The organism is Flavobacterium psychrophilum DSM 3660 = ATCC 49418, from assembly GCF_002217405.1.
Taxonomy (GTDB): domain Bacteria; phylum Bacteroidota; class Bacteroidia; order Flavobacteriales; family Flavobacteriaceae; genus Flavobacterium; species Flavobacterium psychrophilum.
Genome location: NZ_MUHE01000014.1, coordinates 1 through 14,450 on the forward strand (window position 1 = coordinate 1; position 14,450 = coordinate 14,450).

The 14,450-nt window shown below is 33.4% G+C and carries 13 protein-coding genes; 1 reads left to right on the top strand and 12 read right to left on the bottom strand.

Annotation, left to right across the window (positions count from 1 at the left end; translation table 11 throughout):
- Positions 1–54: 54 nt before the first annotated feature.
- From accD to tamL, 3 genes are all read right to left on the bottom strand, one after another.
- Positions 55–909 carry an acetyl-CoA carboxylase, carboxyltransferase subunit beta gene (gene accD, locus B0A57_RS04200; protein ID WP_011962493.1) on the bottom strand — a complete coding sequence of 285 codons (855 nt, stop codon included), beginning with the start codon at positions 907–909 and terminating at the stop codon, positions 55–57.
- Between the two features lie 61 nt (positions 910–970).
- Positions 971–2,038, bottom strand: a complete 1,068-nt coding sequence (gene fbaA / locus B0A57_RS04205; protein WP_034099140.1) for a class II fructose-bisphosphate aldolase — start codon at positions 2,036–2,038, stop codon at positions 971–973.
- A gap of 41 nt (positions 2,039–2,079) precedes the next feature.
- Positions 2,080–4,611 (bottom strand): translocation and assembly module lipoprotein TamL, encoded by a 2,532-nt coding sequence (gene tamL / locus B0A57_RS04210; protein ID WP_034099138.1) that lies wholly within the window; start codon positions 4,609–4,611, stop codon positions 2,080–2,082.
- Positions 4,612–4,647: 36 nt separating this feature from the next.
- On the opposite strand from tamL, the gene B0A57_RS04215 reads away from it, so the two are divergent.
- Positions 4,648–5,376, top strand: coding sequence for a TrmH family RNA methyltransferase (locus B0A57_RS04215; protein ID WP_034099136.1), 729 nt, complete (start codon positions 4,648–4,650; stop codon positions 5,374–5,376).
- Here B0A57_RS04215 and porT read toward each other — a convergent pair.
- The 9 genes from porT to B0A57_RS04260 all read right to left on the bottom strand — a co-directional run bounded on the left by porT (position 5,373) and on the right by B0A57_RS04260 (position 14,386).
- Entirely contained in the window at positions 5,373–6,083 is a 711-nt protein-coding gene (gene porT, locus B0A57_RS04220) for a type IX secretion/gliding motility protein PorT/SprT (RefSeq protein WP_011962497.1), read from the bottom strand. The two genes, B0A57_RS04215 and porT, sit on opposite strands and share 4 nt — an antisense overlap.
- A gap of 21 nt (positions 6,084–6,104) precedes the next feature.
- Positions 6,105–6,836: a bifunctional demethylmenaquinone methyltransferase/2-methoxy-6-polyprenyl-1,4-benzoquinol methylase UbiE gene (gene ubiE / locus B0A57_RS04225; RefSeq protein WP_011962498.1), complete on the bottom strand. Its 732-nt coding sequence runs from the start codon at positions 6,834–6,836 to the stop codon at positions 6,105–6,107.
- Positions 6,837–7,529: 693 nt separating this feature from the next.
- Positions 7,530–8,018: a dihydrofolate reductase gene (locus B0A57_RS04230; RefSeq protein WP_011962499.1), complete on the bottom strand. Its 489-nt coding sequence runs from the start codon at positions 8,016–8,018 to the stop codon at positions 7,530–7,532.
- Positions 8,018–8,347 carry a 2TM domain-containing protein gene (locus tag B0A57_RS04235; protein WP_011962500.1) on the bottom strand — a complete coding sequence of 110 codons (330 nt, stop codon included), beginning with the start codon at positions 8,345–8,347 and terminating at the stop codon, positions 8,018–8,020. The genes B0A57_RS04230 and B0A57_RS04235 overlap by 1 nt, the downstream gene beginning before the upstream one ends.
- Positions 8,348–8,461: 114 nt before the next feature.
- Positions 8,462–10,657 carry a hypothetical protein gene (locus B0A57_RS04240; protein ID WP_052079076.1) on the bottom strand — a complete coding sequence of 732 codons (2,196 nt, stop codon included), beginning with the start codon at positions 10,655–10,657 and terminating at the stop codon, positions 8,462–8,464.
- 57 nt (positions 10,658–10,714) lie between these two features.
- The gene (locus tag B0A57_RS04245) at positions 10,715–11,539 is read right to left on the bottom strand and encodes a thymidylate synthase (RefSeq protein WP_034099129.1); all 825 of its coding nucleotides are present in this window, start codon (positions 11,537–11,539) and stop codon (positions 10,715–10,717) included.
- A gap of 70 nt (positions 11,540–11,609) precedes the next feature.
- The gene (locus tag B0A57_RS04250) at positions 11,610–12,230 is read right to left on the bottom strand and encodes a bifunctional nuclease family protein (protein WP_011962505.1); all 621 of its coding nucleotides are present in this window, start codon (positions 12,228–12,230) and stop codon (positions 11,610–11,612) included.
- Between the two features lie 291 nt (positions 12,231–12,521).
- Positions 12,522–13,490, bottom strand: coding sequence for an electron transfer flavoprotein subunit alpha/FixB family protein (locus B0A57_RS04255; protein ID WP_011962506.1), 969 nt, complete (start codon positions 13,488–13,490; stop codon positions 12,522–12,524).
- 149 nt (positions 13,491–13,639) lie between these two features.
- Positions 13,640–14,386, bottom strand: a complete 747-nt coding sequence (locus B0A57_RS04260; RefSeq protein ID WP_011962507.1) for an electron transfer flavoprotein subunit beta/FixA family protein — start codon at positions 14,384–14,386, stop codon at positions 13,640–13,642.
- Positions 14,387–14,450: the final 64 nt, after the last annotated feature.

Sequence of the window (14,450 nt, forward strand, 5' to 3'; positions counted from 1 at the left end):
TTTCGATGTAATATTGAAAAAAAAAGGCTATCCGATAAGGTAGCCTTTTTTGTTTTATCTAACTTCGTTATTCAAAATTAAATCTAGATATAAATTTATTTTGTCTTTTAGTTCTTTTCTTGGGGTAATAAAATCTAAGAAACCGTGTTCTAGGACAAATTCGGCAGTTTGAAATCCTTCTGGTAAATCTTTTCCTGTTGTGTCTCTTACAACACGAGGTCCTGCAAAACCAATTAGTGCACCAGGCTCAGAGATGTTTATATCGCCTAGCATAGCATAAGAAGCGGTTGTTCCTCCAGTTGTTGGGTCGGTACATAGTGAGATGTATGGGATTTTTGCTTCAGCAAGTTGTGCTAGTTTTGCTGAAGTTTTTGCCAATTGCATTAACGAATAAGCTGCTTCCATCATACGAGCACCTCCAGATTTGGAAATCATAACAAAAGGAATTTTGTTTTTGATAGAGTGGTCTATTCCACGAGCAATTTTTTCTCCTACAACAGCGCCCATCGAACCTCCAATAAAAGCAAAATCCATACAACAAATCACTAAATCTCTCCCTTTAGATTTTCCTACGGCAGTACGAACAGCATCTTTTAGTTTAGTTTTTTGCATCACATCTACTAAACGATCAGCGTATTTTTTTGTATCTACAAATCCTAGTGGATCTTTCGAGGTCATATTGGCATCAAGCTCTGTAAATTCGTTATTGTCAAACAATATATGAAAATATTCGGCACTTCCTATGCGAACATGAAAATCGTCTTCTGGACTTACCCAAAGGTTTCTTGCAAGCTCTTCGGCGTCAATAATTTTTCCTGTAGGGGATTTGTACCAAAGTCCTTTTGGAACATCCATTTTATCTTCGGTAGCTGTCGTAATTCCTTTTTCTTTTCTTTTAAACCAACTCATTTTTTTAATGTATAATGGATAACTAACAAATAATTATTTAATTGCTAATTATCAATTGTTATTATAATGTATCTACGTTATTTAAATCAGCAAAAGCTTGTTCTAATCTTGTGTTGAAAGTTATTTCGCCTTCACGAATCCATTTTCTTGGATCGTAGTATTTTTTATTTGGTAATTCATCGCCTTCTGGATTTCCAATTTGAGTTTTCAGATAATCAACATTTTTCACCACATAATCACGAACTCCTTCTGTGTAAGCGAATTGCAAATCTGTGTCAAGATTCATTTTTATAACACCATAGCCTATGGCTTCTCTAATTTCTTCGAGTGTTGAACCTGAACCACCATGAAAAACAAAATCGACTGGGTTTGCACCTGTGTTAAATTTATTTTGCACATAATCTTGAGAGTTTTTTAGGATTTTAGGCGTTAGATTTACGTTTCCAGGTTTGTAAACACCGTGTACGTTCCCGAAAGCGGCTGCAATGGTAAAACGAGGAGATATTTTTATGAGTTCTTCGTATGCGTATGCTACTTCTTCGGGCTGTGTGTATAATTTTGAGCTATCTACATCTGAATTGTCTACGCCATCTTCTTCGCCACCAGTAATTCCTAATTCGATTTCTAGAGTCATTCCTATTTTGCTCATTCGAGCTAAATAGGTTTTGCAAATTTCTATATTTTCTTCGATAGGTTCTTCAGACAAGTCGATCATGTGAGAAGAATATAATGGTTTTCCTGTTTCGGCAAAATGTTTTTCTGAAGCATCAAGTAAACCGTCTATCCAGGGTAATAATTTTTTTGCGCAATGGTCTGTGTGCAAAATTACGGTTGCACCATAAGCTTCTGCTAATGTATGAATGTGTTTTGCCCCAGCAATACCACCCAGAATGGCTGCTTTTTCGTTTTCATTAGATAATGATTTTCCAGCATTAAACAAACAACCTCCATTAGAAAACTGAATTATTACTGGAGCATTTAGTTTTGCTGCTGTTTCCATAACTGCATTTACGGTGCTTGATCCAGTTACGTTTATAGCTGGAAGCGCAAAACCTTTTTGCTTGGCGTAATTAAAAATTTCCTGAACCTGATCCCCAGTTGCAACGCCTGGTTTTATATTATGTGCCATTTTTTATTTTTTTAAGATTTACAAAATTACTAATTTAACTTTTAGAACGGATAGTTTATACCAAAATTCACTACTGTTTTGCTCAAATTTAATTCTTTAAACCATCTTTCTGTTTCTAGTTTTGCGGGATTGTAGGTTTTGAAACCAAAGTCTAGTCGGAATACAAAGAATTTAAAATCATATCTGAGTCCTAATCCTGTTCCTAATGCTAAACTTTTTAACGAAGAAATTCCAGAAAAAACTTTGGTTTCATCAGTCTCACTATCAAAAACGTTCCAAATATTTCCACAATCTGCAAAAACAGCACCATTTAAATTGCCAAATAGTTTGTATCTAAATTCGGCATTTAAAGCAATTTTCATATTGGCTTCATTAAAATCGTTTAGTCCTCCAGAGTTTCCAGGGCCTAGACTATAAGATTGCCAAGCCCTGTTGTCGTTAGATCCTCCTGCAAAGTAGCTTCTTGCGAATGGGACTGATTTAGAATTTCCGTAGGGAATTGCTATTCCAAAGAAGCTTCTTACTGCAAATGATTTTCCGTTTGTTAAATCCCAATTTTTTGCATAATCGAACTCTCCTTTTATATATTGCGAATATTGAAGACCAAAAACATTTCTAGTTCCGTCCTCTTTTTTAGTTTGCTTGGCAAGGCCAGATGCTAAGGAGAGAATGTTTCCTGCGCTTTCTAATTTTCCTCTAAAACTATAAAATTCTTTATCGAAAATATCCGTTTTTGAATCTTTTGAATAGCTGAAGTTTGCTGCAAATATCAAATTATTTTCCGTTAGTCGGTCTTTTCTTTCTTTGATGCTTTTTATCAATTTATAATCGGCAGTTTGTGTGGTTAACAAGGCATATTTATGGTTTAGTACATCATCTATAAAATTATTAACACCACCATTTTCTTTAGAAAGGTCGTTGTTATTGTTGTTGTATGTTTTTGCTAAACCATTTAATTTATTGTAGGTTGAGCGATATACATTAAAATAGTTGTCTATATTAATGTTTTTTACATACTGAATATTTACTAAATCAAATTTTGCAATTGTATTTTTTTTAGGTATCCAATTGTAATTGATGGCAGCAGTAAAATTTTCTTTGTCTAAGCCAATATTTGTTTGTTTTGCATAACCTGCGCTAATAATACTAGAGGGTAACATGGTTTTGGGAATTATTCTATTGGTTTTAAAGGGAAGAAATATTCTAGGAAAATTTAACCTGATATCAGCTCCTACTTCTGATATATTAAAAAATTTATTCCCTGTAATTGCAACGTCTCTCGACGAGCCAATGTTACCATGCAATCCTATTTCCAATGTTTCGGCACCTCTAAATATGTTTCGTATTGAAACTCCTGAGCCTCCAGTTATACCAAAAATTTGAATATTGGAACGTGTAAAATCGGCATTGGCGTTAAAATGAAATTTTGGTTTAGATGTCAGGTAAATATTAGCTTGAAGTGATTTCGATATTGTGTCCTCAATATATTGAACATTAGGATAATTAAATACTTTTAAGTTGCTTAACGAACGCAATGTTAAGGATCTTTTGTCATCGTTATACAAACTGTCTTTTTGTATAAAAACGGCATCGGTAATGGCTTTTGCTCTGTATCTTAGTTTGTTAGGGCTGTAAAGGTTGAAGTTTTTGTACGTTGTGCTATCGTTTTTCGATTTGTTTTTTGCCGTAGTATTATCTACAAAAAGATTAACCTGACTTATGTGGTATATTTTGTAGGGTTTCGATCGAATAGAATCTTCGGTTTTAGTAACTTGATCGGTAATGTTAATTTTTACGGGTGCTTTTTTATTTGGGTTTAGCGTATCGACTACAAAATGAATGCTTTGTTGCTGAAAATGATATACACCATGGTTCCTGAAATAATTGGTTATTCGAGATCGTTCGTTACTAAAATTGGCTACTTTATATTGTTGCCCTTTTTTAATATACGATTTAGATTTAGAAAGTAAATATAACGAATCGAGCGCAGGGGTTTCAATTTCGTGCGAAATAGTATCTAAAAAAGTCGCATCTCCTGTTGTTACTGTATATTGTATGTTGCCTCGTTTTTTTTCTTGATAGGTAACCAGAAATTTCACATTGGCATCAAAAAAGCCTTGGTTAAAATAATAATCTTTTAATCTTTTTGCCGATTTTTTTGCTTTTAATGTGTCTATGATTATAGGTGGTTCGCCAGTTCGTCTTAAGAAGCTGTGCCAGCCAGAATACCAAAAAGATTGTCCTAATCTGTCTACTTGTTTTTTAGAAAGCCATTTTGCTTGTTGCTTATATTTTGCCGGATTAGCTATATACTTTGCTCTAAAAATAGAGTCGGTATTATTTTTAGCAAGGTTAAACATGTTTAAACGCAACTTATATCCAAAAATAGAAGTATTTGTTTGTTGTGCTAATTGCGAAATGATGTTTTCTTGCGAATTTTTTTCCCCGTTTACAAGAATTTCATTTTTAAGCAAGAGATGTTTACCAGCAGGAACTTTTTTTACCACATTACATGCCGTAATAAGTGCTATAATTAGAATAAATAATGATATTTTTGTAGTAATATTGCCCAAACGATTCTGAAATTTATTTCAAAAATACACTTTTTTATGGTTACTAGAAACCAAATAAAACTTATAACGAGTTTAGTTCAAAAAAAATACCGAAAACAGTACCAATTATTTTTTGCCGAAGGCGCAAAAGTAATTCAGGAATTGTTGCAATCTAATTTCGAATTAGAACATTTGTATTGTACAAAACCTATGTTTTCTGATGTTTCAGAATTAAAAAAAACAATAATTTCTGATTCCGATTTAAAAAAAATAACGGCTTTAACTACTGCAAACGATTGTTTGGCAGTTTTTAAAATTCCGCAAGAAAAACAAATTGAAAATTCGGGATTAATAGTAGCACTAGACGATATTCGTGATCCTGGAAATTTAGGAACCATAATCCGTTTGTGCGATTGGTTTGGAATCGCTCAAATTGTATGTTCCGAACAAACCGTCGATGTGTATAATCCTAAAGTAGTGCAGGCTACAATGGGATCTATTACTCGAGTAAATATTACATATCTAGATTTAGAAACTTATTTAGCCGAAGCAAAAACAGCCGTTTTTGGTACTTTTATGGACGGCAAAGACATATACAAAACACAATTACCTCCCTCAGGAATTATAGTTTTGGGTAACGAGGCCAACGGGATTTCTAAACTAATAGAAGAAAAAGTGACACAAAAAATTACAATTCCTCGTTTTGGGGACTTACAACGCACCGAAAGCCTAAATGTTGCAACAGCAACAGCTATTGTTTTAAGCGAATTTAAGAGAACTTGCTAATGAAAAGCAAAATTTATAAAAATTCCTCGAGTTCTCATTTGGTCTATATTTCCTGTCCAAGGACTATTTGGGTTGTTGTCTGGAATTAATTCGTTTTTCATACCAAAAACGCCTCTTATAGAAGGCGAAAATTTAAAATATTCCATATACAAATCTATCCCCAAACCTAGTTCGTAATTGCTTGTATTCTTGGTCATTCTGAAGCGATTGCTCGAATTATCGTCGGGAGAATTAGCATTACTAGACAAATTCATATCGGTCGAAATACCGCCAAGTACATAAGGTCTTACGTTTCCAATTCTTTTTGACGAAAATTTAAGTAGTAATGGGAAATGAATATTCGTTGTTTTTACCTCACGAAGCGCATCAACACTATTTGTAAAATGCGGAAAATGTAAATTTCTTTGAGCCGTTGACAGCCCTGGCTCGAAACGCAAATTAAGATACTCCATTAGTCGTAAATCAGCAATCAAACCTACATTAAAACCGGTCTGGCTATCTATAATAATGTCTTGGTCGTCATATTTTTTATCAATTTTAAAATCATAATTGTTAAAACCAAGATAAAAACCAAAATAGACCCTTTGCTTATCGAAATTTTCGAGATTTAAAAGCGCCTTTTTTGCAAACATGCTTTTTCTGAAAACCTGAGCATTTGCAACGGTTGATATTGTTATAAGTACTATTAATAAGCTTTTTTTACTCATTGTGAATCGTAAAATTTATAATTATTTTTTAGAAGCGCAGTAGATGGTTGCTACGCCAAATGTTTGAGGCAAATGTTTTACTTCTATAAACCCAATTTTTTGTAAAATATTGTTCAGTTTTTCTCCGTAAGGAAAAATAGAAGCAGAATCCGACAAATATTGATACGCCACTTTGTCTTTAGAAAACATTTTGCCTATAATAGGTAATATGTTTTTAGTATAAAAACCGTAACCTTGTTTGAAAGGAAATTTTTCTGGAACCGATGTTTCTAAAATTACAAAAACACCATTTGGTTTTAGTACACGCAATATTTCGGTTAGTCCAATTTCTAGGTTTTCAAAATTTCTAATCCCAAAAGCTACCGTTACCGCATCGAAAGTGTTCTCCTCGAAAGGAATTTTTTCCGAATCGCCTAGAATCATCTCTATTTTAGGGGATAATTTTTTAGCTTCTATTTTTTGTTTTCCCACTTCTAGCATTCCTATCGAAATGTCTAATCCTATGATTTTTTCAGCTTTGGTATTGGCTAATAAAATGGCTAAATCTCCAGTTCCTGTGGCAATATCTAAAATGTTATTTGGATTTTTTGCGGCAACCATTTTTAGGATTTTCTTGCGCCATTTTACATCGATACCAAACGAGATAACTCTATTCAGATTATCGTATTTTGACGAAATGGTATCAAACATTTTTGCGACCTGTTCTTTCTTTCCAAGTTCAGAATCTTTGTACGGTTTTGTGCTAATAGACATAAAAAATATTTTAGCAAATATAAAACTAAATTCCGAATGTTTAGAAAATGGTGTATTATAGGTGTATTAAACTTTTTATTTTTTTTATCTAACTAAAGTTAGTTAGATAAAAAAACACCACATATCTGGTATTGTGTGTTTTAATTTGTTTGTGTAAGTTTATAATCTAATAAAGTTCTTTTAATTAGTAGTATTTAATAGTCTTAGATTAATGTAGCGGGGTAGTACAATTTGTTGCATTTCTTCATCAAAATTGGCAATTATGTTTTTTCAATTGTAATTTTAAGTGCAAACGTTTTTTTGGTTAATTTTTTTTGGAGATTTTAGTTTTTTTTTCGCTTCTTTCTTAGTGGTATTTGAAGGGGTGGTGTTAAAATTTTTTCTCTGTTTTTATTGGCTTATATGATTTTGGTGAAATAATAAACGCAAAATCGATTTTTGATTGTCGAATTAAATACCATTAAAACAGCTTATTAGTATAAATAACACTTCGTTTTTGGAGTGTTATTTTTTTATGTTTAATTCTAGAAGAAACAGCTTTTTTTAAATCTCGTTATTTGGGCGTTACCAAAAAGGGTCTGCCTTTGCATTACAACCGAAGTTCTTGAAACTTCTATGAAAATATGCTGAAAATCCTTAACACAAAATCCTGTAAGTAATCGATTTTTTTTCTAACAAACAGTCTTATTTGGTTTAAATTATTTTAGTATAAGTTTCGAAAGTAAACGAAAATTGATGTTTTTCGTCTTTTTCATGAAACTGAGAAGAGACTAATTCCCATTTTGTTAAATCTATTGTTGGGAAAAACGCATCAGCATCAAAATCGCCATGCACACGAGTGAGTTCTATGCAATTGGCGATATTTATAGATTGTTTGTAAATTTCGCCACCGCCAATAATAAAAATAGTTTTGTTTTTCGGACAAATATCAATAGCCTTTTCGATTGAATCTACTACAAAGCAATCCTCAGGAAGACTGTAATTCTTGTTTCGAGTAATAACAATGTGGGTTCGGTTGGGTAATGGTTTAGGGAAACTTTCAAAAGTTTTTCTTCCCATAATAATATGATGGCCTGAGGTTATGGCTTTAAATCTTTTAAAATCATCGGGTAAATGCCAAATAATCTGATTGTCTTTTCCCAATTCGTTGTTCTTGCCAGCTGCTGCAATAATTGTAATCATTATTTGTTATTTGTATCTAAATCTTTTTGTAATTGCTCTATTTTTCGTTCTTGTTTGGCAATAAGTTTGTCTATTTGTGTACGTTCCCAGTTTTTGTTCATAAAACTATCGGTAATAAAAACCCTAATAAAATGCAGGACAAACAGGAAGCTTAAAATGGTAATTACCCACAAAAACCAGTATGTTTCAGGGTAAAATCCTAATAATTTATTTATTACCACAGAAAATATACTGAGCAATACAAAAAAAACAAAATGAAAATACAATTGTTTTTTTTGTTTCAAACGTTGTCTGGCGTATTCGTATTGTTCGTGTTGAGCGTTTTCCATAGTATTTAAATTATGGCTAAAGATAATTTTTTTTTTGGAAAAATATTTGACAAAAAAAATAAAACTATAATTTATAAGTTACAGAGAGTATGAAAATTCTTGGTAAGACGTAGGTTATTTGCTCACTGATCTATAATCTGAAAACGAATAATTATTCTTTACTTTATTGTCTAATAAGTTATTTGCAAATATTTCGAATTCGAACGGATTATTATTTTTTTGATAGCGGATAGATGTATTTGCAACTTCGTAAAAATTGATTTGATTCATACTGTTTGTGTTTTTTAAATTTTGATATTCCATTTTGTACGTCCAAAATTTAAGAAAAGTTAATTCAAAATCGGCATTAATTTCGTCCGAACGGTAGGCTGTTTTGGTAAGACCCGAAAGTTGGTTGAAACCCTTTGTATATCCAATATTAAAATCAGGCCATTTTCTGTAAGCGGTTTTTAGTGAAAATCCTATTTTTTGATTGTTTTTGTCGTTTATGGTCGTAATTTTATTAACGGTTTGAATATAATTTAGCCAATTTAAATGGGTGTTTAATTTTAAACTAAACCGATAAATTTTTTTGCTAATGGAACTATTTATAGCCCAATTTGTTTCTGGATTATTGGTTAATATAGGTGTGTTGTATTGGTTTATTCCCTTTATTTCAACCTTATTTCTAGTTGTTTGTACTTTTTTAGTGTAATTTGCCATGAGATTAATCATGACTCCTTGGTACATATTTATCTTCGAATAGCCAATATTTGCCGAATGATATTGCTCATTTTCTAATAAGGAATTTCCTTTAAAAACTAGATTGTAGGTTTGTAGCGTAAACTGGTTGGCTATCTGACTAACTTCAGGAAATGTATTTGATAATTTGTAGGCAAAATTGATAGATTCTGACTGGTTGAATTCGTAATCGCTATTCCATTGTGGTTGAAAAAGTGTTTTTGATATCGAATAATCAGTGTTTGTTTGATTGCTTAGTAAATGATACCAGTGAAGGTATATGCCGGGTTTATTTGTCCATTTTCCTAGTTTAAATTTGTATTCAAAGCCAATATAAGTATCATTTAATTTGTAATTTGTATTGTTTCCAAAACCAGCAGCAGAAAAATCATTAATAGTTCCGTTGGTTAGCCATTGCTTTTCGGAAGTTTGAAAACTAGATGTTCCGTAATTATTCCCAATATTAGAATACAAATGGTTAAAATTATTAATAATCCAATAATGTTTAAACAAAGCATCGATACTATTATTTTTTGTTTTTTTTATTTGTTCGATGGTATAATTATTATCACTTTGTAGCGGAATTAAGCTAGATAAAAAAGCTTGGTTGGTAAACCAATGACTATTAGGCTTGTTTTTCTCATACGTTTGGTTGATTACAAAAGTGGTTGTGTGATTGCTATTAATGCTCTTATGCCATTCTATATATTGTTTGATTGATGTGTTGTCGGCATTTTTTTGTGTTTCAAAAAAATTGAAATTAATATTCGCAACCGAATTTATAGTAGTGTTTGTTTTATTGTTACTACACTGATATTGTATGTTATAATACCATTTTTCTTTGTCGTTTGGCGAATAATCTAGTTTGATATTTGCAATACCTAAAATTGCACGATTGTTGTTGTTTTCAGATTTGTTTTCGGAAACGAATAGCGTATTTTGTAAATAAGTGTTCCTGTTTTCTATTCTTGAAGCGGTAAGTGCTTTAGAGAGTATCCCGTAACCAGAAAATGTTAATTTCTGTGAGGCATCATAACTAAAATTTGTGGCGCTAAACTGGGATTTGTTTAGTACTACATTTGTATTATCATCTGCGAATGAATATAAATTTGTAAATGATTTTCGCCCCGATAGAATACTACTTCTACCTCCGTCAAAACGCATTAAATCATCAAAAGTAAAGGTGCTTTTGCCTATATTATTGCTATCGCCTATGTAACTAATGTTTGTTTTAGGACTGTAAAAAAATATTCCTGCATGACCTAAATAAAAGCCGTTATTACCTGCTAATTCAACCCCTGCTTCTATATCGCCAAAAACAAATTTCTTTTTGTCTTCTTTTAATTTTACATTTATTGCCAGATCGTCGGAATGGGAGACTTGCTTCATAAATCCTACTTGGTTAAAATGATCTATAAGTTCAATTTTATCTAAGGCATCGGCGGGAATGTTCTCGACAGCTAGCTTGGAACCACCGCCAAAAAACGATTTTCCTTCTACCATCATTTTAGTTACTTTCTTGCCTTGTACAGTAACACCACCATTTTTATCGACCTCGACACCAGGTAGTTTTTCTAGGATTTCTTTCATTTTGCGCTCATGGCCGTTGGCAAAACTTTTTACATTAAATATTAGCGTATCTTTAGATTAAACGGCAACCGCTCCTTTTATGTGTGCATGCGATTCGTATCCTTCGAGTGTGAAATCTTCAAATTTAAAATCGAAAATATTTTTTACTGCTGGATTCAAAATCATTTTGGGTAATGGTTTTGGCTCGCGTGACAATTGTAGCGCTACTTGTTCGAAATGATTATTGTAAATATGTGCATCGCCAAAAGTATGTATGAATTCTCCTGCTTGCAAATCGCAAACTTGTGCAATCATCATTGTAAATAAGGCGTATGAGGCAATGTTGAAAGGAACTCCTAAAAAGATATCGGCGCTACGCTGGTATAATTGGCAAGAGAGTTTTCCTTCTGAAACATAAAACTGAAAAAAAGCATGGCAGGGGGGTAAAGCTACTTTTGCATTGGCAACATTTTCTGCAAATGATTTTGTGGTGTCTGGTAAAACCGAAGGATTCCAAGCAGAAACAAGCATTCTACGGCTGTTTGGATTGGTTTTTAGGGTTTCTATTAATTCGGTAATTTGGTCTATTTCTTCGTTATTCCAGTTGCGCCATTGGTGTCCGTAAACGGGACCTAATTCGCCATTTTCGTCTGCCCAATCGTCCCAAATTTTTACGCCATTTTGTTGTAGGTATGCAATATTTGTTTCTCCTTTTAGGAACCAAAGTAATTCATGAATTATAGACTTTAGATGTAGTTTTTTTGTGGTAACCATAGGGAAACCTTCGGCAAGATTGAAACGCATTTGGTAACCAAAAACACTTTTTGTTCCTGTTCCTGTTCTGTCGCCTTTTTGGGTTCCGTTGTTTAGAACGTGTTTTACTAAATCTAAATATTGCTTCATTTTTTTGGCTTTGTGCTTTAAGCAGTATGCCTTAAGCTTATTGCCTAGTGCCTTTTGCGTAATGCCTTTTTTATATTTCTCTTTTCGATATTTCGTCTCTTATTTTGGCTGCTTTTTCGTAGTCTTCGTCATTTACGGCGGCTTCTAATATTTCTTGCAGTTCGGATAAACTGTATTTTGTGAATAAATTTTTGCTGTCGTTGCTTTCTTGCGAAAATGGTTCGGAAGCAGAAAGTACGCTGTCTAGGTCGTGTTCTGGACTGTCTGAGTCTGGATTTATTTTTAAGAATATTCCTGCTTTGTCTAGTATGTTTTTGTAAGTAAATATGGGTGCGTTAAAGCGTAGTGCTAGTGCAATGGCATCGGAAGTTCGGGCGTCTATGATTTCTTCTATTTTATCGCGTTCGCAAATCATGCTGGAGTAAAATACGCCATCTACTAATTTGTGAATGATGACTTGTTTGATTATTATGTCGAATCTTTCGGCAAAGGTTTTAAATAGATCGTGTGTGAGCGGACGGGGTGGTTTTATTTCTTTTTCGAGCGCAATTGCGATTGATTGTGCTTCGAAAGCGCCAATTACGATGGGTAATTTTCGGTCGCCATCTACTTCGTTCAGAATAAGTGCATAGGCACCATTTTGTGTCTGACTGTATGATATTCCTTTTATTGTTAGTTTTACTAAACTCATCTTTAGATCTTAGATTTTAGATTTTAGAAATTATAAAATCTATATTTTTTTGATATGAATTGGATTTTCGGATAGATTCCAAAAAGGCAATACAATTTCCTATTTAGCCCTGATAGCAGCAAGTATCCTTGTCATTGCGAGGCACGAGCAGTTTTTTTGACAAGATACTGCGGATAGCAGGTATATGGTTTGCAAAGTAACAAAAACTTTTGGCTTCAAAAAAACCTTAAATAAAAAAAATGAGCTACATAATTTGGGGTTATATAGCTCATTTGTATGGAAAGTGTTGTTTTATGAGTTTTGTGCTTTGAAAGCTTTTAGTTTTTCGGTTAATCTTGGAAGGATCTCGAAAGCATCGCCTACGATTCCGTAATCTGCAACTTTAAAGAATGGTGCTTCTGGGTCTGTGTTGATGACTACTTTTACTTTTGATGAATTGATTCCTGCAATGTGCTGAATGGCTCCTGAGATTCCTACGGCAATGTATAGGTTGGTGGCTACTGGTTTTCCGGTTTGTCCTACGTGCTCGCTGTGAGGTCTCCAGCCTAAGTCAGATACTGGTTTAGAGCAAGCGGTTGCGGCACCAAGAACAGCGGCTAAATCTTCTATCATTGCCCAGTTTTCGGGTCCTTTAAGGCCACGACCTCCTGAGACTACTACATCAGCATCTGCAATGGTTACTTTTCCTGATCCTTTTTCTACTGATTGTACTTGTACTGAGAAATCGGCATCGGAAATAGTTGGTGCAAAATCTTCGGCGGTTGCTGCTCCGGTATTTTCGAAAATTCCGTAAGAGTTTTTGCTTAAACACAGTACTTTTATGTCGGTATTTATTTGGGTAATATTGAAGGCTTTGTTAGAGAAAGCGGTTCTTTTTACTTGAAATGGTGACATGTTTGTGGGTAATCCTACAACATTTGAAGCAAATCCTGCCTCGAGCGATACTGATACGAGTGGTGCAAGATATAAACTATCTGTTGATGAGGATAGTAAAATTAATTTTGCGTTTTCTTTTTGCGCTGCTTGTTTGATGGTGTCTGCGTAAGCTTTTGCTGTAAAATTAGCCAATTTGTCGTTGGTAACTTTTAGTACTTTGTCTATTCCGTAGTTAGAAAGTTCTGAAACATCGTTCATGTTTACAGTAATTGCTGTAACGGTTTGTCCTGTTGTTTCTGCAATTTTTTTGGCGTAAGAAGCCAGTTCGAAAGCTACTTTCTTAAATTTTCCTTCTGCTGATTCTGCATATATTAATATTGACATAATAATTTTAGATTTTAAATTTCAGATTTCAAATTTTAAAAATTGAAACCGAAAATAATTATTTATTTTAGAATTTGAAGTGAATTATAATGTTTAATTTAGAGGTTGTGTTTGCTTTTTAAGCAATCTTATATCTAAATTTTAGAATCTTATATCACTTTAGCCTCGTTGTGTAATAAGTTGATTAATTCGTCTAGGTTGTCAGCATTTATTAGTTTTACAGCTGATTTTGCGGCAGGTTTTTCAAACTTAACCGCTTTGGTTTCTGATGTTGCACTAATAGGTTCTAGGATTGTTAAGGCTTTGGTTCTTGCAGTCATGATTCCTCTCATGTTCGGGATGCGCAAATCTTTTTCCTCGACTAATCCTTTTTGACCACCAACGATTAATGGTAAAGTAGTTGAAACGATTTCTTTTCCGCCATCTATTTCGCGAGATGCTTTTGCGGTAGTTCCGTCTATAGTTAATTCGGTACAAGAATTTACAAAATTCATGTCTAATATCCCAGCAATCATGCCAGGTACCATTCCTCCGTTATAATCTAACGATTCTTTACCTGCAATAACAAGGTCGTAACCGCCATTTTTTATAACTTCTGCTAGTTGTTTGGCTACAAAAAAACCATCGGTTGGGTTTGCATTAATACGAATTGCTTCGTTAGCGCCAATGGCTAATGCTTTTCTTAGCGTAGGCTCTGTGTCTGGGCCACCAACGTTTACAACAGTTACATTTGCGCCTTGTTGCTCTTGGAACCAGATGGCTCTTGTAAGGCCAAATTCGTCATTTGGATTAATTACAAATTGTACGCCATTGGTGTCAAATTCTGAGTCACCATTGGTAAAATTAATTTTTGAAGTGGTATCAGGAACGTGGCTGATGCAAACTAATATTTTCATGTGCTTTGTCTTAAGATTGAAAAACAAAAATAAGATAAATAATTTAAATAATATACTATGCGTG